A 16,805-nucleotide genomic window follows, 5' to 3' on the forward strand; every position below is an offset into this window, starting at 1 on the left:
TTTTGACGAATTTCCTGCGAAACGGGCCGCTGTTCGCCTTTGTCCTTGCGGCAATCCTGACGCTGTGCGCGGTATCGTCGGCCTTCGCCGTCGAGCCGATCAAGATTGCCCGCGACGACGTCGCGCTCGACCTGTCGGGCGCCGTCGAGATCTACCGGAACCAGGGCGAGAATTTCCAGGTGTCGACCGCTCCCGGGCCGGACGGCATCGTGCGGCGCATCGAGGTCGAGGCCAACGATGCGCGGTCGACCGGCGACTGGGCGGTGTTCGCGCTGGCCAATACCACCGACCAGCAGCTCGACCGGCTGATCGTCGCGCCGCATTTCCGGCTGGTGAACTCCGGCATCTTCTGGCCCGATCTGGGCTCGACCCGCATCGCCGCCATCACGCCCAGCGAGGGCTTCGCGCTCGACCGCCAGACCAGCCCCGACGCCGACGTGTTCCGGGTGACGCTGAACCCGGGCACGGTGATCACCTTCATCGCCGAGCTGGCCTCGCCAAAGCTGCCGCAGGTCTATCTGTGGGATCCGGAATCCTACAAGGACTCGGTCAATTCCTACACGCTGTTTCGCGGCATCGTCATCGGCATCGCCGGCCTGCTGGCGCTGTTCCTGACCATCCTTTTCGTGGTCAAGGGAACGTCGATGTTCCCGGCGACCGCGGCACTCGCCTGGGCGGTGCTTGCCTATATCTGCGTCGATTTCGGTTTCCTCAACAAGATCATCGAGATATCGCCCGGCAACGAGCAGATGTGGCGAGCGGGGACGGAGGTGGCGCTGGCGGCGACCTTCGTGGTCTTCCTGTTCGCCTATCTCAATCTCAACCGTTGGCACGGCCATTTCAGCTATGGTGCGCTGGTCTGGATCCTCGGACTGGTGCTGATCGCCGGCGTCGCCATCGTCGATCCGGCGGTCGCCGCCGGCATCGCCAGGCTGTCCTTCGCCGCCACCGCGTTGACCGGGCTCGGGCTGATCATCTTCCTCGGCATACGCGGCTACGACCGCGCCATCATGCTGGTGCCCAGTTGGGTCATGGTGCTGCTATGGCTATGCGGGTCGTGGATGGCGATCACCGGCATGCTCGACAACGACATCGCCCAGCCGGCGTTGGGCGGCGGGCTGATCCTGATCATCCTTTTGATCGGCTTCACCGTCATGCAGCACGCCTTTGCCGGCGGTGCGCTGCACCAGGGCCTGTTCTCCGACCTAGAGCGGCAGGCGCTGGCCGTCGCCGGATCGGGCGATACGGTGTGGGACTGGGACGTGCTGCGCGACCGCGTCGTCACCAAGCCCGATGTCAGCATCCAGCTCGGCCTGGCGCCCAACAGTCTCGGCGGTGCCGCGCGCAACTGGCTGCCGGTGCTGCATGCCGACGACCGCGACACCTTCCGCACGACGCTCGACGTGGTGCTGGAACACCGGCGCGGCCGGGTGTCGCAGAACTTCCGCCTGCGCGGCGCCGACGGCCACTATCACTGGTTTTCATTGCGGGCTCGCCCGGTGATCGGGTCGGACGGCGAAGTCATCCGCTGCGTCGGCACCATGGTCGACGTCACCGAGCAGAAGAAGTCCGAGGAACGGCTGCTGCACGACGCCGTACACGACAATTTGACCGGGCTGCCGAACCGCGAACTTTTGATGAACCGGCTGGAAGCGATCATATCGATCGCCCGTACCGAAGAGAAAGTGCGCCCAACCGTATTCGTCATCGACATCGACCGCTTCAAGCAGGTCAATGACGGGCTCGGCATCTCGGCCGGCGACACCATCCTTTTGACCATTGCGCGTCGGCTGCACCGGCTGCTCAAGCCGAAGGATTCGCTGTCGCGCTTTGCCGGCGACCAGTTCGCGCTAATGCTGTTGTCCGAGCAGGACCCGGCCCGCATCGCGGCGGTGGCGGATGCAATCAAGCACGCGATCAACAACCCGATCACCTTCGCCAAGCGCGAGATCGTGCTGACGGCGTCGATCGGCTTGATCACCTGGAACTCGCCCCAGATGTCGGCCGAGGACATGGTCAAGGATGCCGAGCTTGCCATGCATCAGGCCAAGCGCTTCGGCGGCGACAGGATCGAGCCGTTCCGCCCGGCTTTCCGCACCGTCGGCACCGACAGGCTGCAGTTCGAATCCGACCTGCGACGCGCCATCGAACGGCGCGAATTCACGCTCGCCTACCAGCCGATCGTGCGGCTGGAGGATGGCAGCGTCGCCGGCTTCGAGGCCCTGCTGCGCTGGGATCATCCGCGCCGCGGCATGATCCCGCCGGCGGACTTCATCCCGGTCGCCGAAAACTGCGGGCTGATCGTGCAACTCGGCCTGTTCGCCATGCAGCAGGCGGCGGAAGATCTCGCCGGATGGCAAAAGCAGATCGGCGACGCGCCGCTGTCAGTCTCGGTCAACCTGTCCAGCCGCCAGCTCATCCGCCGCGATCTGGTCAGCGATGTCCGCTCGGTCATCGCACGCGCCAATCTGAAGCCGCGCTGCTTTCGGCTCGAGCTCACCGAATCGCTGGTGATGGACAATCCAGAGCAGACCGCCCATGTGCTGACCAAGCTGAAGCAGCTCGGCATTGGCCTGTCGCTGGACGATTTCGGCACCGGCTATTCCTCGCTGGCCTATCTGACGCGTTTCCCTTTCGACACGATCAAGATCGACAAGAGCTTCGTCGACGACAACACCCCCAAGCGCGCGGTGCTGCTCAAATCCATGGTCAACATGGCACATGAACTCGGCCTGTCCGTGGTCGCCGAGGGCATTTCGGACGAAAGCGATGCGCTGGAACTGCGCCAGATGGGCTGCGAATATGTGCAGAGCTTCATGTTCGGCGCACCGATGCCGGGCGACCAGGTGCTGAAGACGCTGAAGGAACAGTATCCACTGACACAAGCCTGAGAGCCTCTGTGATGAGGTCAGGCGTGTCCCGCGGCAAGGCTGAGATGCGCCAGATCGATGCCGATCGAGGCGAGGATCCGGTCGTATTTGCGCTCGATGTCGGTGTCGAACAGAAGCTCGGCATTGGCCGGACAGGTCAGCCAGCCATTCTCGGCGATCTCGGTCTCCAGCTGGCCAGCGCCCCAGCCGGAATAGCCGAGCGCCATCAGCGCGTGACGGGGGCCACGGCCAGACGAAATGGCGCGCAATATGTCGACGGTCGCGGTCAGGCAGATGTCGTCCGAAACGGTCAGCGACGATTCCACCCGGTAGTCGCCCGAATGCAGGACGAAGCCCCGGCTGCGGTCGACGGGTCCGCCGTTGCGCACGACGAAATCGCGCGCCTGCGCCGGCAAGCGGATCGCTTCCTGTTCGTTCATGATGCCCAGTTGCACGAGCAGGTCGGGAAACAGCATCTGCTGTGTCTGGTTGATGATCAGCCCCATCGCGCCTTCATCGCTGTGCGCGCAGACGTAGATGACCGAGCGCGTGAAACGGTCGTCCTTCATGCCGGGCATGGCAATCAGGAACTGATCGTCGAGAAAGCCGCGGCTGGCGGCTGTCTTCTTGTGGCGCAACAAGTCCATGACGGCGAGCGTAACGCGTTTCCAAAGCGCCGAAAAGATGCGCCGTGCGTGATTCGACCAAAGCCCATACCGCCGGCTCGAGCATTCCTTCCCTCAAGGTCACGCAAATATGATACCGGCAAGGGTACGAAATCATTGCGCGGCCACGAACGGACGATCAAATCACCGCCATGCAAAGCTTGAAAATCCTGCTGCTCGGCGCCGCCATCGGATTGGCGACCGCTCTTCCCGCCGCCGCCTCCTCATCATCGTGGTACAACAGCGAAGGCGGCAAGGTCCGGCTGGTGACAAGCGGCAAAGCCGATGCCGCCGGCCGCATCCAGGGCGTTCTCGACATAGCACTCAAGCCCGGCTGGAAGACCTACTGGCGCGATCCGGGCGACGCCGGCGTGCCACCGCAGCTCGACATTTCAGGCAGCACAAACATCGCCGACGCCCAGCTTTCCTTCCCGGCGCCGCAGCGTCATGACGAAGGCTATGGCAAATGGGCAGGCTACGACTATCCGGTTTCGCTGCCGGTGGTGTTCACCCTGTCGGCGGCGAAGGATCCCGCCGTGATCGACGCCGACATCTTTCTCGGCATTTGCGAAACGATCTGCATTCCGGTGCAGACGCGGCTGACCGTCGACCCCGGCTCCGATCCGGACAATGCCGAAGACACGGCGCTGGTGAAGGCGAGCTTCGCGGCGTTGCCGACACCCGCAAGGTCCGACTTCGGCATCAATGTGCTGCCGGGCGACCATGAAACACTGGTTGTCGAGGCAAGCTTTCCCGGCGATCCGGAGGCGGCTGATTTCTTTGTCGCCGGCGAGCGGGATTACATGTTCGGGACCCCTGCCCGCAGCGAAAAGGACGGCAAGCTGATCTTCACCGTGCCGATCCTCGACCGCCCTTCGACGACGCCGACGGATGGCGGGCTTCACTATACGCTGACGAGTTCGACCGGCGCGGTCGAAGGGCTTTTGCCGTTTCCTTAAAGCGCGCCGCATCATGTACTGAAGCCGCCTCGATGGTTGCAGAAGGCCGCCGAGTTCGCTACGCAAGCACACGCCCCTTCCCCATTTTCCAAGCGAGAAATTCATGACCATTTCCGTTGGCGACAAGCTGCCTGAAACGACCTTCAAGACGATGACCGCCGATGGCGCGAAGCCGATCACGTCGGCCGAGATTTTCTCGGGAAAGAAGGTCGTGCTTTTCGGGGTTCCTGGAGCCTTCACGCCGACCTGCAGCAACAACCATTTGCCCGGCTATCTCGAGAACCGTGACGCCATCCTGGCACGCGGCGTCGATACCATCGCCGTCGTTTCGGTCAACGACGCTCACGTCATGGGCGCCTGGGCGCGCTTCACCGGCGGCGAGGGCAAGATCCTCTATCTCGCCGACGGCAGTGGGGATTTCGCCAAGGCAGTCGGCCTCGATAACGACCTGTCCGCAGGTGGCATGGGACTGCGCTCGAAGCGGTTTTCGATGATCGTCGAGGACGGCAAGGTCACCGCGCTCAATGTAGAGACCAAGCCCGGTGTCGACGAGTCCGGCGCGGCTCACATTCTGGGACAGCTCTAACGCCCCGGCGATGATTTCGGGCGTGACGTCGCAACGGTCGCTTGCGCCCGGCGACCGAGCTTGTTTCTGAACTGTCGGATTTTGGGGAGGTCCAACGATGTTTGACATCTTCTGGCGCACCATCGCGATCGGCATCGGCGCCACCGCGCTGATGGATATCTGGGCCTTCTTCCTCCACAAGGCATTCGGTCAACCGCGGCCGAATTGGGGACCGGTCGGTCGATGGGTCTGGCATCTCCGCGACAAGGTCTTTCACGACGATATTGGCGACGCGGCGCCCTACACGCACGAAGTGGTGCTGGGCTGGGCCTTTCACTATCTTGTCGGCATCGCCTACGGCATCATCCTGGTGGCGTTGGCGGGAGCGGCCTGGCTGGCGGCGCCGACCTTCCTGCCGGCTTTCATCCTCGGCATGGTCACCGTGGGCGCCGGCTGGTTTCTGCTGGCTCCCGGCATGGGCGCCGGCTGGGCTGCCTCGAAGCGCCCCAACCCGATGCAGATCCGGGCGCTTAACCTGGTGTCGCACACGGTGTTCGCGCTCGGGCTCTACGGCACGGCGCTGCTGATCCGGTAGTCCGGTCAATCGTCGCGACGCTGCATCGGCGCGTCGATCGGCCGCCAGCCGTGGATAACGCGGCGTGCGGCGATGTCATACGCGAAGTAGTTGCCGCCGCCCGCCGGCTGATCGGCTTCGCGGCTGATCTTTCGGCCGCCGAGGGCGAGCAGCAGGAGCGTTCCGACGCCGCCATGGCCCACGAAAGCTATGTCGTCGGCGCCAGCGGTACCGAGCACGGCGTCGACCTCGCTCACGATCCGCTGCTGGGCATCGATGGCCCGCTCCCATCCGCGAACGCTTTTGTGCGGATTGGCGAAGAACTGGTCCGCGACCGCTTCGAACTCCGGCGGCGGCAGGAAGCCCGTTGCCGATCGGTCATTCTCATGCGTCCGGGCCCTCACTTCGATGGCGAGGCCGAGATGCGTTGCGAGGATTTCGGCGGTTTCCATCGCCTTGCGCTCAGCCGACGACACGATACGCCCGATCGATCCAACCCAGGGCTGATCGAGCATCGCAATCGCCCTCGCGCGTCCGATGTCGGATAGACCCCATTCCGGCACGGGAATGTTGGCATCGACCTGAACCTGGGGATGGGTGACATAGTACAGGATCGGCACGATAGACGTCTTCCTGCGTGAGAGCCGCCCCCTCCCGGAGTTCAATAACTCTGGGTCGAGCGCCGTGCCTTCGCCACTGCCGGCTGGGTTGCCTGCGCAGTTGGCCTTGGCGCAGCAGCAGGCTTGACCGGGCCTTTCTTGAACGGTGCCATGCCTTCGCGCGCGAGTTCGTCGGCGCGTTCGTTCTCCGCATGGCCCGCGTGGCCCTTGACCCAGTTCCAGGTCACCTTGTGGCGCCTGTTGGCCTCATCCAGCGCCTGCCAGAGTTCGCCATTCTTGACCGGCTTCTTGTCGGCGGTCTTCCAGCCGTTCTTCTTCCAGCCGTGGATCCACTTGGAAATGCCGTCCATGACGTATTTGCTGTCGGTGTGGAGATCGACCGTGCAGGGTTCCTTCAACGCGTTGAGCGCCGAAATGGCGGCGAGCAGTTCCATCCGGTTGTTGGTGGTCTCCGCTTCGCCGCCGGAGAGCTCCCTGGTGGTGCCGTTGAAGCGCAGGATCGCACCCCAGCCGCCAGGGCCGGGATTGCCCGAACAGGCGCCGTCGGTGAAAATCTCAACCTGTTTGTTCATGCCAATCCATATTCCGAAGGAGATCTGATCGCCCGATGGAACCGCATCCTGCGGATATACTCGGTCGGATCGCGTTTCATCACCAGCCCGCCATTGGGAACGGTCAACCAGTCGTAGAGCCGGGTCAGCATGAAGCGCAGCGCCGATCCGCGCGCCAGCATCGGCAGCGCCGCATTTTCCTGTTCGCTCAGGGGACGCACGCTCTGATAGCCGGCCAGCAATGCCTTGCCCTTGGTCAGGTTGAAGGAAAAATCCTTCTCGAAGCACCAGGCGTTGAGGCAGGTGGCGACATCGTAGGCGTAGAGGTCGTCGCAGGCGAAATAGAAATCGATCAGACCGGACAGCCTTTCGCCGAGGAAGAACACGTTATCCGGGAAAAGATCGGCATGGATGATGCCTTCGGGAAGGTCCTTCGGCCAGTTCCGCTCGAAGTCGGCGAAGTCGGCATCGACCTCGGCGGCCAGGCCAGGCTCAACCTCGTCGGCGCGGTCGCGGGACGCATTCCAAAGCTTGCGCCAGCCGTCGATGGCGAGCGCATTGGGACGGGTCATCGAAAAATCGGCTCCGGCCAGATGCAGGGCCGCCAGGGCTTTGCCGACCTCGGCACAATGCGTTGCCGCCGGCCGCCGCAGCGAAAGCCCTTCGAGAAAGGTGATGATGACCGCCGGCCGGCCGGCGAGCGTGCCGATGACGCTGCCGTCATGCGCGGTCACCGGCAGCGGACAGGACACGCCTTTTTTGGCGAGATGGTCCATCAGTCCGAGGAAAAACGGCAGATCCGCCTTCTCGACGCGCTTTTCATAGAGCGTCAGGATGTAGGAGCCGCTGGAGGTGTGCAGCAGGAAGTTCGAGTTTTCCGTGCCTTCGGCGATGCCCTTGTAGGACAGGAGATCGCCGACCGGATAGTGCTTGAGGAATGCGCCGAGTTCACCTTCGGCAACGTCGGTGTAGACCGCCATGTGCCTTACGCGGCTCCATTGACGAAGGCCATGTCGGCCCGCGTCAGTTCGACATCGCGCAGTACCCGCATGACCGGAAAATCCTCCGTTTCCGTGGCCGTGATGGCCAGGTCGATCGTGACATCGAAGCGCTGGCGGAACGCGTCGATGATCTCATCGACGATGATCTCCGGTGCCGATGCCCCTGCCGACAGACCGAGCGTCGAGATGCCGGCGATGTCATTCCACGGAATCTCGGCGGCGCGCTGCACGAGAAGCGACATCGAGGCGCCGGCACGCTCCGCCACTTCGACAAGACGCCGCGAATTGGAGGAATTGGGCGCTCCGACGATCAGGTAGAGATCGGCGCCGGCCGCGGTTTCCTTGACCGCCTCCTGGCGGTTGGTGGTGGCGTAGCAGATCGATTCCGCAGCCGGGGCATGCAGGTCTGGAAAGCGATCCTGCAAGGCACGGATGATGCCGGCGGTGTCCTCGACCGACAGCGTGGTCTGGGTAACGAAGCCGAGCGCCTGCGGATCGGCAGGCGCAAGCTTCGCCGCGTCGGCCTCGGTCTCGATCAGCGTCACCGCGCCGTCCGGCAGTTGGCCCATTGTGCCGATCACCTCGGGGTGTCCGGCATGGCCGATCAGCAGCACATGGCGGCCCAGCCGCTGATGGCGCATCGCCTGCTTGTGGACCTTCGACACCAGCGGACAGGTGGCGTCGAGATAGAAGAGGTTGCGCGCCCGGGCATCCGCCGGCACCGATTTCGGCACGCCATGCGCCGAGAACACGACCGGCGACTCCCGATGCTCAGGGGGAATCTCGGAGAGCTCTTCGATGAATACGGCGCCAAGGCTTTGCAGTCCCTCGACGACGTAGCGGTTGTGCACGATCTCATGGCGGACATAGACCGGTGCGCCATATTTCTTCAGCGCCAGCACGACGATCTGGATGGCGCGGTCGACGCCGGCGCAAAAACCGCGCGGCTGGCAGAGCCGGATCGTCAGGGGTGGCTTGGTGGTTGTCTGAAGCATTAAATCCGGGCCGGTTGATCAAAGCCGAAATGAGGTGCCTACCCCCGCCCTGTCAAGGGCAGCGATAGCCTTCATTCCTCTTTCACGGGACGGCGAAGCCGCAGGATGAGCACGGCGGCGAGCGCGGCGGCAAGGCCATACCAGGTCATCGCATATTGCAGATGGCTGTTCGGCAGGTCGATGATGGTGACGCCGCCGACCGGCAACCCGCCCGGATTTGGCGTCTTGTCGGCATCGATGAAGATCGGCACCAGCGTGGCGCCCGCCGGCAGCCCGGCACTCGCCGCCATGGCGTCGCGATCCTTCCAGTAGAAGATGTTCTTGGCCACGTCGTTGTCGGGAAGCATCATCGACGGCTTTGCCGGCAGCGGGTTGCGGGCGAGGCCGGTGATCGTCACCTTGCCCGTCACCTGCCCCTTCGCGCGCTTGGCGGCATCTTTCAGGTCGTAGGGCACGAAGCCGCGATTGATCAGGACGAAGTGGCCATCGTCGAGGGCCAGCGGAGTGTAGACGTTGAAGCCGGCGTCGCCGTCCCAGGTCGCGTAGAAATGCCGTTCGCCGGAATGCAGGAAAGTGCCGCTGACGGTCACCGGCGTATAGTCGACGTCTCCGGTCCAGGCGAATTCTTTTTCGACCTCGGCGAGCGGCCGCGGCACCGAGTGCGTCCGCTGATCGATGGTCTGCAGAAGGCCTTCCTTCCACTGCAGGCGCTGGACCTGCCAGGTGCCGAGCGCCAGCAGGATCAGCATCAGAACCAGGCCAAGGCCGAGCAGCAATGCCGTCCTTGGCCGCGAACGGCCGCCAGTTCTAACGGATGCCTCGGTCATTCGCCGTGATCCAGCCGGCCCTCGGCCGCCTTGTTGCGGTATTGCAGCGTCAGCAGCACGCCTTTGATCAGCCGCAGCGCCGTCAGGCACAGCACAACAGCCAGCGGAATCCAGACCAGCAGATGCAGCCAGAGCGGAGGGCTCAGCGTGACTTCAACCCAGAGCGCCAGGCCGACGATGATGAAGCCGATGATCAGGATGACGAAGACCGCCGGCCCATCGCCGGCATCGGCGTAGGAATAATCGAGGCCGCAATTGGTGCAGCGCTTACCGACGGTGAGGAAGCCGGAAAACAGCCGCCCCTCGCCGCAGCGCGGGCAGCGGCCGTGCAGGCCGGCCGAGATCGGATCGATCGGCGGCCAGATCGCCTTGTCGTCGCTCATTGCTTACCGCTCGATCTCGATCGGTGTGCCGTCGGCCACCATTGCCCAGATTTCGTCCATGTCGGAGTCCGTAACCGCAATGCAGCCATCGGTCCAGTCGACCAATTGAAGCAGCCAGCCCCACCAGCCGAAACCATTTGGCTGGCCGTGGATCATGATCATGCCGCCCGCGTCGACATTGCGTGCCTTGGCGGCCGTCAGATCGTCGGCATTGGGATAGGAGATATGGATCGACTTGTGGGCGATGCTGTTCGGGTTGCGCCAATCGAGGACATAGCGCCCCTCGGGTGTGCGCTGATCGCCTTCCTGGTGCTTGTGGCCGATGGGATCGCCGCCGAGCGCGATGCTGTAGCTGCGCAGCACCTTGCCGTCGCCGACCAGTTCCAGCAGCCGTTCCGCCTTGTGCACGCGCACCAGATCGACCCTCTCGGCGGCAAAGGCCGGAGCTATCGCGATCATGCACGCGTAGATGGCACAGAGAACAGTCAGCCGCATTGGCCATCGATCGGCGATCATTGCGCCGAAAAGAAGAAGGCGGCCACGTCGCCGCGGCCGCCTCATCTCCTCAGACCGGTATCAGTGACCTTCGATCACCGCGCCGACCGATCCCCAGACATAGATCGATGCGAACAGGAACAGCCAGACCACGTCGACGAAGTGCCAATACCAGGCGGCCGCCTCGAAGCCGAAATGCTGCTTGGGGGTGAAATCACCCTTCATCGCCCGGATCAGGCAGACCAGCAGGAAGATGGTGCCGATGATGACATGGAAGCCATGGAAGCCGGTCGCCATGAAGAAGGTGGCGCCATAGATGGAATCCTTGAAGGCGAACGGAGCATGCATGTACTCGTAGGCCTGCACCATGGTGAACAGCATGCCGAGGCCGACGGTCAGCACCAGGCCGTTGATCAGCCCCTTGCGATCACCATGGATGAGCGAATGGTGCGCCCAGGTGACCGTGGTGCCCGACAAGAGCAGGATGACGGTGTTGTAGAGCGGTAGGTGGAAGGGATCGAGAACTTCCATGCCCTTCGGCGGCCAGACACCGCCGGTAAAAGCGGTGCGGGCGTATTGCTGAGCCTCGCTCGGGAACAGGCTGGCATCGAAGTATGCCCAGAACCAGGCAACGAAGAACATCACCTCGGATGCGATGAACATGATCATGCCGTAGCGCAGGTGCAGCGACACGACACGCGTGTGATGGCCCTCGTGCGCTTCCTTGATCGTGTCCGACCACCAGGCGAACATGGTGTAGAGGACGATCGCCAGGCCGATGAAGAACAGCCACGGATTGGCGATGTTGAAACCGAAGATCGGGAAATCGCCGGCCTTGAGATACTGCATCAGGCAGACGCCGCCGATCGCGGTCACCAATGCGCCGATGGACCCCAGGAAAGGCCATGGGCTCGGGTCGACGAGATGGTAGTCATGGTGTGGTTTTGCGTGCGCGTCTGCCATATCAACCCCCGAGATTTGCTTCGGTATTCGAAATTGTCTTGCTATTGCCCTGGACCGGCTCCGACGACGCGACCGGCTTGCTCTTCTCGACCGGGAACATCGTATAGGACAGAGTGATTGTCTTCACGTCCTTCAGTTCCGGTACGTTCACGATGTCGGGATCCACATAGAACACGACCGGCATGTCCAGCGTCTCGCCGGGCTTCAGCGTCGTATCGGTGAAGCAGAAGCACTCGACCTTGTTGAAGTAGGGTCCCGCCAGTTCCGGCTGCACGTTGAATGTGGCGCGGCCGGTCACGGGGCGATCGAACTTGTTGGTGGCCTGATAGTGCGCCTGCACCGTCTCGCCGATCTTCATCGTCATCGACCGTTGAACCGGCTGGAAATCCCAGGGAACGCCGGCGATGTTGGCATCGAAACGGACGGTGATCTCACGGTCGAGCACGCGACCGGCATATTGCTTCTCGGCACGCTGCGTCGTGCCGCCATAGCCCGTCGCCTGGCAAAACATCTTGTAGAGCGGCACCGCTGCATAGGCCATGCCGATCATGCCGCCGAAGAAGGCCACACAGACGAACGCGACGATGCGGTTTGTGTTCTTCTTCGTTGGGTCAGTGACTGTCGCGCGGCTCATCGTCGTCCTCACATCGATCCGGAGACGTGATGGCCGAACTTCACGATCGTCGCGATGTAGAAAATGATGACCAGCACCGCCAAAGCCAGGCCGATGGCGACAGAGCGGTTGCGTCTGGCCTTCCTCTGCCGCTCGGTCAGCGTGACCAGCTCGAGCTTTTCTTCGATCATGGTCATGCTCCACCCATTGCAAGCGCGCGCTCGACGACGCTATCGGCGAGATAGGAGGCGAAGATGGCGAAGAGATAGAGCAGCGAATAGGCGAACAAGGCCTTGGCCGGCTTCATCACGCGGTCGTCGTCGGCCATATCAAGCACCTTCCACGCGTACCAGACAAAACCCAACCCGAGCAGCACGGCGGCGACGCCATAGACCGGTGTGGTGTAGCCCAGCAGCCACGGCAGCACGCCGACCGGCGCCAGCACCAGTGCGTAGGCGAAAATCTGACGGCGGGTCGAGGCATGGCCGGCGACGTTCGGCATCATCGGAATGCCGGCGCGGGCATAGTCCTCGGACTTGAACAGCGCCAGCGCCCAGAAATGCGGCGGCGTCCACAGGAAGATGATCAGGAACAGGACAAAGCTTTCCAGGCTGACGCTCCCGGTTATCGCAGCCCAGCCGATCACCGGCGGAATGGCGCCGGCGGCGCCGCCGATGACGATGTTCTGCGGCGTCCAGCGCTTCAGCCACATCGTATAGACGACAGCATAGAAGAAGATGGTGAAGGCCAGAAGCGTCGCCGCCAGCCAGTTGGCGAGCACGCCGAGCGTCATCACCGACAGCACAGACAACACCAGCCCGAAGCCCAGCGCCTCACCGGGAAGGATGCGGCCGGCCGGGACGGGACGACCCGCGGTGCGCGTCATCACCGCGTCGATGTCGGCGTCGTACCACATGTTGAGCGCACCGGAGGCGCCGGCACCGATCGCGATCGACAGGATCGCGATCACCGCCAGCAGCGGATTGATCGTCACCGGCGCGGCGACCATCCCGACGAAAGCCGTGAACACCACCAGCGACATGACACGCGGCTTCAGCAGGGCGAAAAAATCGCCCGCCGTCGCTTCCGACATGCGGAAGCCCGCTTCGTCAATGCTGGTTTCGTCGACTAGGGCCATGCGTACTCAAGTCCATCATTCCGTTTGGCCAAAACCGCCGGCAGGCCGGCGGTTTCGATTCCATGGAGGCTGCCGCCTTATTTGATCTTCGGCAGTTGCTCCCACTGGTGGAAAGGCGGCGGCGAAGGCAGCTGCCATTCCAGTGTCGTGGCACCTTCGCCCCACGGATTGGCACCGGCGACGCGCTTCTTCTGGAAAGCCTCGAACACGCCATAGAGGAAGATCGCCACGCCGACCGCCGAGATATACGAGCCGTAGGACGACACCATGTTCCAGCCGGCAAACGCGTCCGGATAGTCGATGGTGCGGCGCGGCATGCCGGCAAGGCCGAGGAAATGCTGCGGGAAGAAGATCAGGTTGACACCGATGAAGGTGACCCAGAAATGGGTGTTGGCGATGGCAAAGGAATACATGTAGCCGGTCATCTTCGGGAACCAGTAGTACCAGCCTGCGAAGATGGCGAAGACCGCGCCCAGCGACAGCACGTAGTGGAAGTGCGCGATGACGAAATAGGTGTCGTGCAGCGAGCGGTCGAGACCGGCGTTGGCCAGCTGGACGCCGGTGACACCACCGATGGTGAACAGGAAAATGAAGCCGAGGGCCCACAGCATCGGTGGCTTCAGCGAAATCGACCCGCCCCACATCGTGGCGATCCAGGAGAAGATCTTCACGCCCGTCGGCACCGCGATGACCATCGTGGCGAAGACGAAATAGCGCTGCGTGTCGAGCGACAGGCCGGTCGTATACATGTGGTGTGCCCAGACGATGAAGCCGACAGCGCCGATCGCCACCATCGCGTAGGCCATGCCGAGATAGCCGAACACCGGCTTCTTCGAGAAGGTCGAGACGATGTGGCTGATGATGCCGAAGCCCGGCAGGATCAGAATGTAGACTTCAGGGTGACCGAAGAACCAGAACAGATGCTGGAACAGGATCGGATCGCCACCGCCGTCGGGTGCAAAGAACGTCGTGCCGAAATTACGATCGGTGAGCAGCATCGTAATGGCGCCGGCCAGCACCGGAAGCGACAGCAGCAGCAGGAAAGCGGTGACCAGCACCGACCAGGCGAACAGCGGCATCTTGTGCAGCGTCATGCCCGGCGCACGCATGTTGAAGATGGTGGTGATGAAGTTGATGGCGCCGAGTATCGACGAGGCGCCGGCAATGTGGATCGACAGGATCGCCAGATCCATCGCCGGTCCGGGCTGACCCGAGGTCGACAGCGGCGGATAGAGCGTCCAGCCGCCACCGACGCCGTAGGCGCCAGGTGCGCTCGGCATGAACATCGAGCCGAGCAGCAGGATGAAAGCCGGCGGCAGTAGCCAGAAGGAGATGTTGTTCATGCGCGGGAAGGCCATGTCAGGCGCACCGATCATGATCGGCACCATCCAGTTGGCGAAACCGCCGATCAGGGCCGGCATGACCATGAAGAAGATCATGATCAGCGCGTGCGCGGTGGCGAAGGCGTTGTACATGCTCTTGCCGCCGTCGATCGCGGCGTCACCGTTCATGCCGTAGACCATCTGTGCGAGGCCGCTGAAAATCTGGATCCCCGGCTCCTGCAGCTCCATGCGAATGGCGACCGACAGGGCACCGCCGACGATGCCGGCGAAGATCGCGAAGATCAGATAGAGCGTGCCGATGTCCTTGTGGTTGGTGGAATACACCCACCGGACCCAGCCGTGATACGGCTTGTGGTCGTGGTCGTCGTGAGCTGCAGCGCCTGCCATGTTCCGCTCCGTTCCCTGATCTTTTCTGGCCGCGGCATCAGTTGCCGGCGGCCGCTACCTTGTTCACGCCATCGACCTCGGCCATCAGCGCCTTGTTGGCCCCGGGCAGGTCGGTCTTGGCTGCTGCCAGCCAGCTGTTGTACTGCGCGTCGGAGACGACGCGGATGGCGATCGGCATGAAGGCATGGTCCTTGCCGCAGAGCTGCGAGCACTGGCCGTAGTAGAGGCCTTCCTTGTCGGCCTTGAACCAGGTCTCGTTGGTCCGCCCGGGAACCGCGTCCATCTTGATGCCAAAGGCAGGCATGGCGAAGGAGTGGATGACGTCCGCCGCGGTCACCAGCACGCGGGTCATGGTGTTGACCGGCACGACCATCTCGTTGTCGACGGCGAGCAGGCGCGGATAGGCCGCGCGGTCTTCCTTGCCGGCCTTGGCCCGGTCTGCTTCCTGCAGGATCGCGGAATTGAAGGAGAGCGTCTTGTCGACCTGGTATTCGTAGTCCCAGTTCCACTGGTTGGCAGTTGCCTTGATCGTCAGCTTGGCGTCTTCCGGCGGCGTGTATTGCGCGGTGAGCAGCTGGAACGAAGGAATGGCGATGCAGAGCAGAATGACGACCGGGCCGACGGTCCAGATCACCTCGATCAGCGTGTTGTGGCTGGTCTTGGAGGGAACCGGGTTCACGCTCGCGCGGAATTTGAAGATGCAATAAGCAAGCAGACACAGCACCAGTATGGTGATCGGGACGATGAACCACATCGTGTAGTTCCCGAACCACTCGATCTGCCGCATCATGTCGGTTGCCGGCGCCTGGAAGCCGGTTTCCCAGTCCTTGGGCTGATCGGCATGGGCGGATGCGCCGGCGAAAAACGTGGCGGCGGCAACTGCGCCTGCTAGGAATCTTCTCATCGCCCTCATCGTCTCCCAGTTCCTCGCGGCGTGCCCCACGAGAATAACGAACAATGCCGGGACGGGAATCCCGACAGTCTCAAGGTGGTTCAAACCATACTCTTTTTCCCTCCGCAAGAAAGGAGCGGGCGAAACCGTGCGGCATTTTTGCGCGCAAGCGCGGATGTGCCTTTGAAGGTAACGGCAACGGCCCCGAATCGCGTATGTTCGGCCCACCGCACCATTCCTGCGGGCCGGGCGTGCCGACCGTCGCAATTCGGGCGAAATTGGCAGGGAAAAAGCGCCGTATTGGCTTTTTCGGGGCAGACCGGTTGCGGTCTCATCCTTTACTTGGCTTTGGCGCGGCTTAAAGTGCCGTGATTCGCAATGGAGCCGTCATGAACCCTTGGCTTTCGAGACTTGCGCTTTCGAGAATCCTGGCGAGGGTCATCTTTCTCGCCGCCTTGTCCGCAATCGGCCCTTCCGTCATCGGCCTGTCTTTTATGGGCTTGTCTAGCCAGGCCAATGCCGCGCAGCCGAGCGGGACTGTCCGCTCGACGCATGGCGCATGGTCGATCATCTGCGACACGCCGGCCGGCGCCACCTCCGAGCAGTGCGTGATGATGCAGAACGTCGTCGCCGAGGACCGACCCGAGATGGGATTGTCGGTGGTCGTGCTGCGCACCGCAGACAACAAGGCCGAGATCCTGCGCGTGCTGGCGCCACTAGGCGTGCTTTTGCCCAACGGGCTCGGCCTCAATGTCGACGGCAAGGACATCGGCCGCGCCTATTTCGTGCGCTGCTTCCAGGATGGTTGCTACGCCGAGGTCATTCTTGAAAAACCGCTGCTCGACACGCTGAAGACCGGCACGTCGGCCACCTTCATCGTCTTCCAGACCCCGGAAGAAGGCATCGGCATCCCGGTCGACCTCAAGGGTTTCGCCGACGGTTTCGCCGCCCTGCCCTGAGCCTG

General features: G+C 63.0%; 19 protein-coding genes. 5 read left to right on the plus strand and 14 right to left on the minus strand.

The genetic code is table 11. The features are described 5' to 3' along the window. Positions 1-2 precede the first annotated feature (2 nt). Positions 3-2,891, plus strand: a complete 2,889-nt coding sequence (locus AC1RZR_RS28000; protein ID WP_481826644.1) for an EAL domain-containing protein — start codon at positions 3-5, stop codon at positions 2,889-2,891. A gap of 17 nt (positions 2,892-2,908) precedes the next feature. On the opposite strand, the gene AC1RZR_RS28005 is transcribed toward AC1RZR_RS28000, so the two are convergent. Beyond that, complete coding sequence (locus AC1RZR_RS28005; protein ID WP_091576862.1) at positions 2,909-3,517, minus strand: YqgE/AlgH family protein; 609 nt, start codon at positions 3,515-3,517, stop codon at positions 2,909-2,911. Positions 3,518-3,687: 170 nt separating this feature from the next. On the opposite strand from AC1RZR_RS28005, the gene AC1RZR_RS28010 reads away from it, so the two are divergent. The 3 genes from AC1RZR_RS28010 to AC1RZR_RS28020 all read left to right on the plus strand — a co-directional run bounded on the left by AC1RZR_RS28010 (position 3,688) and on the right by AC1RZR_RS28020 (position 5,654). Further along, on the plus strand, positions 3,688-4,494 hold the full coding sequence (locus AC1RZR_RS28010) for a protein-disulfide reductase DsbD domain-containing protein (protein ID WP_477274033.1): 807 nt from the start codon (positions 3,688-3,690) through the stop codon (positions 4,492-4,494). Between the two features lie 103 nt (positions 4,495-4,597). Continuing rightward, positions 4,598-5,080: a peroxiredoxin gene (locus AC1RZR_RS28015; protein WP_379105777.1), complete on the plus strand. Its 483-nt coding sequence runs from the start codon at positions 4,598-4,600 to the stop codon at positions 5,078-5,080. A gap of 97 nt (positions 5,081-5,177) precedes the next feature. Then, complete coding sequence (locus tag AC1RZR_RS28020; protein WP_481826645.1) at positions 5,178-5,654, plus strand: DUF2938 domain-containing protein; 477 nt, start codon at positions 5,178-5,180, stop codon at positions 5,652-5,654. Between the two features lie 5 nt (positions 5,655-5,659). Here AC1RZR_RS28020 and AC1RZR_RS28025 read toward each other — a convergent pair whose 3' ends face one another. The 13 genes from AC1RZR_RS28025 to coxB all read right to left on the minus strand — a co-directional run bounded on the left by AC1RZR_RS28025 (position 5,660) and on the right by coxB (position 15,853). Next, positions 5,660-6,253, minus strand: coding sequence for a histidine phosphatase family protein (locus AC1RZR_RS28025; RefSeq protein WP_481826646.1), 594 nt, complete (start codon positions 6,251-6,253; stop codon positions 5,660-5,662). A 41-nt stretch (positions 6,254-6,294) separates the two neighbouring features. Beyond that, positions 6,295-6,825, minus strand: a complete 531-nt coding sequence (gene rnhA / locus AC1RZR_RS28030; protein ID WP_477274027.1) for a ribonuclease HI — start codon at positions 6,823-6,825, stop codon at positions 6,295-6,297. After that, positions 6,822-7,784 carry a homoserine kinase gene (locus tag AC1RZR_RS28035; RefSeq protein WP_477274025.1) on the minus strand — a complete coding sequence of 321 codons (963 nt, stop codon included), beginning with the start codon at positions 7,782-7,784 and terminating at the stop codon, positions 6,822-6,824. Before AC1RZR_RS28035 ends, rnhA begins: the two co-directional genes overlap by 4 nt. A gap of 5 nt (positions 7,785-7,789) precedes the next feature. Beyond that, on the minus strand, positions 7,790-8,800 hold the full coding sequence (ispH, locus tag AC1RZR_RS28040; RefSeq protein WP_477274024.1) for a 4-hydroxy-3-methylbut-2-enyl diphosphate reductase: 1,011 nt from the start codon (positions 8,798-8,800) through the stop codon (positions 7,790-7,792). 71 nt (positions 8,801-8,871) lie between these two features. Continuing rightward, positions 8,872-9,627, minus strand: a complete 756-nt coding sequence (locus AC1RZR_RS28045) for an SURF1 family protein (protein ID WP_481826647.1) — start codon at positions 9,625-9,627, stop codon at positions 8,872-8,874. Further along, entirely contained in the window at positions 9,624-10,010 is a 387-nt protein-coding gene (locus tag AC1RZR_RS28050) for a DUF983 domain-containing protein (protein ID WP_379105762.1), read from the minus strand. The genes AC1RZR_RS28045 and AC1RZR_RS28050 overlap by 4 nt, the downstream gene beginning before the upstream one ends. Positions 10,011-10,013: 3 nt before the next feature. After that, positions 10,014-10,505 carry a L,D-transpeptidase family protein gene (locus AC1RZR_RS28055; RefSeq protein ID WP_477274019.1) on the minus strand — a complete coding sequence of 164 codons (492 nt, stop codon included), beginning with the start codon at positions 10,503-10,505 and terminating at the stop codon, positions 10,014-10,016. A gap of 81 nt (positions 10,506-10,586) precedes the next feature. Beyond that, the gene (locus AC1RZR_RS28060) at positions 10,587-11,468 is read right to left on the minus strand and encodes a cytochrome c oxidase subunit 3 (RefSeq protein ID WP_477274017.1); all 882 of its coding nucleotides are present in this window, start codon (positions 11,466-11,468) and stop codon (positions 10,587-10,589) included. Position 11,469: 1 nt separating this feature from the next. Then, complete coding sequence (locus AC1RZR_RS28065; RefSeq protein WP_477274015.1) at positions 11,470-12,102, minus strand: cytochrome c oxidase assembly protein; 633 nt, start codon at positions 12,100-12,102, stop codon at positions 11,470-11,472. An 8-nt stretch (positions 12,103-12,110) separates the two neighbouring features. Next, entirely contained in the window at positions 12,111-12,278 is a 168-nt protein-coding gene (locus AC1RZR_RS28070; protein ID WP_481831534.1) for a cytochrome c oxidase system small membrane protein, read from the minus strand. Continuing rightward, positions 12,275-13,219: a heme o synthase gene (locus AC1RZR_RS28075; RefSeq protein ID WP_477274013.1), complete on the minus strand. Its 945-nt coding sequence runs from the start codon at positions 13,217-13,219 to the stop codon at positions 12,275-12,277. The genes AC1RZR_RS28070 and AC1RZR_RS28075 overlap by 4 nt, the downstream gene beginning before the upstream one ends. Before the next feature lie 77 nt (positions 13,220-13,296). Then, a complete protein-coding gene (ctaD, locus tag AC1RZR_RS28080; RefSeq protein ID WP_379105753.1) occupies positions 13,297-14,949 on the minus strand; it encodes a cytochrome c oxidase subunit I in 1,653 nt (550 codons plus the stop codon). 37 nt (positions 14,950-14,986) lie between these two features. After that, the gene (gene coxB, locus AC1RZR_RS28085; protein WP_481826648.1) at positions 14,987-15,853 is read right to left on the minus strand and encodes a cytochrome c oxidase subunit II; all 867 of its coding nucleotides are present in this window, start codon (positions 15,851-15,853) and stop codon (positions 14,987-14,989) included. Positions 15,854-16,230: 377 nt separating this feature from the next. Here coxB and AC1RZR_RS28090 point away from each other — a divergent pair, with 377 nt between their 5' ends. Then, positions 16,231-16,800: an invasion associated locus B family protein gene (locus tag AC1RZR_RS28090; protein WP_477274008.1), complete on the plus strand. Its 570-nt coding sequence runs from the start codon at positions 16,231-16,233 to the stop codon at positions 16,798-16,800. Positions 16,801-16,805 lie beyond the last annotated feature (5 nt).

The organism is Mesorhizobium bavaricum (genome assembly GCF_056781655.1).

Bases quoted from the DNA above. Each gene is read 5' to 3' on its own strand.
- AC1RZR_RS28005 (WP_091576862.1), bottom strand. From the start codon at position 3,517: ATGGACTTGTTGCGCCACAAGAAGACAGCCGCCAGCCGCGGCTTTCTC.
- AC1RZR_RS28010 (WP_477274033.1), top strand. From the start codon at position 3,688: ATGCAAAGCTTGAAAATCCTGCTGCTCGGCGCCGCCATCGGATTGGCG.
- AC1RZR_RS28015 (WP_379105777.1), top strand. From the start codon at position 4,598: ATGACCATTTCCGTTGGCGACAAGCTGCCTGAAACGACCTTCAAGACG.
- AC1RZR_RS28020 (WP_481826645.1), top strand. From the start codon at position 5,178: ATGTTTGACATCTTCTGGCGCACCATCGCGATCGGCATCGGCGCCACC.
- rnhA (WP_477274027.1), bottom strand. From the start codon at position 6,825: ATGAACAAACAGGTTGAGATTTTCACCGACGGCGCCTGTTCGGGCAAT.
- AC1RZR_RS28035 (WP_477274025.1), bottom strand. From the start codon at position 7,784: ATGGCGGTCTACACCGACGTTGCCGAAGGTGAACTCGGCGCATTCCTC.
- ispH (WP_477274024.1), bottom strand. From the start codon at position 8,800: ATGCTTCAGACAACCACCAAGCCACCCCTGACGATCCGGCTCTGCCAG.
- AC1RZR_RS28045 (WP_481826647.1), bottom strand. From the start codon at position 9,627: ATGACCGAGGCATCCGTTAGAACTGGCGGCCGTTCGCGGCCAAGGACG.
- AC1RZR_RS28050 (WP_379105762.1), bottom strand. From the start codon at position 10,010: ATGAGCGACGACAAGGCGATCTGGCCGCCGATCGATCCGATCTCGGCC.
- AC1RZR_RS28055 (WP_477274019.1), bottom strand. From the start codon at position 10,505: ATGCGGCTGACTGTTCTCTGTGCCATCTACGCGTGCATGATCGCGATA.
- AC1RZR_RS28060 (WP_477274017.1), bottom strand. From the start codon at position 11,468: ATGGCAGACGCGCACGCAAAACCACACCATGACTACCATCTCGTCGAC.
- AC1RZR_RS28065 (WP_477274015.1), bottom strand. From the start codon at position 12,102: ATGAGCCGCGCGACAGTCACTGACCCAACGAAGAAGAACACAAACCGC.
- AC1RZR_RS28070 (WP_481831534.1), bottom strand. From the start codon at position 12,278: ATGACCATGATCGAAGAAAAGCTCGAGCTGGTCACGCTGACCGAGCGG.
- AC1RZR_RS28075 (WP_477274013.1), bottom strand. From the start codon at position 13,219: ATGGCCCTAGTCGACGAAACCAGCATTGACGAAGCGGGCTTCCGCATG.
- ctaD (WP_379105753.1), bottom strand. From the start codon at position 14,949: ATGGCAGGCGCTGCAGCTCACGACGACCACGACCACAAGCCGTATCAC.
- coxB (WP_481826648.1), bottom strand. From the start codon at position 15,853: ATGAGAAGATTCCTAGCAGGCGCAGTTGCCGCCGCCACGTTTTTCGCC.
- AC1RZR_RS28090 (WP_477274008.1), top strand. From the start codon at position 16,231: ATGAACCCTTGGCTTTCGAGACTTGCGCTTTCGAGAATCCTGGCGAGG.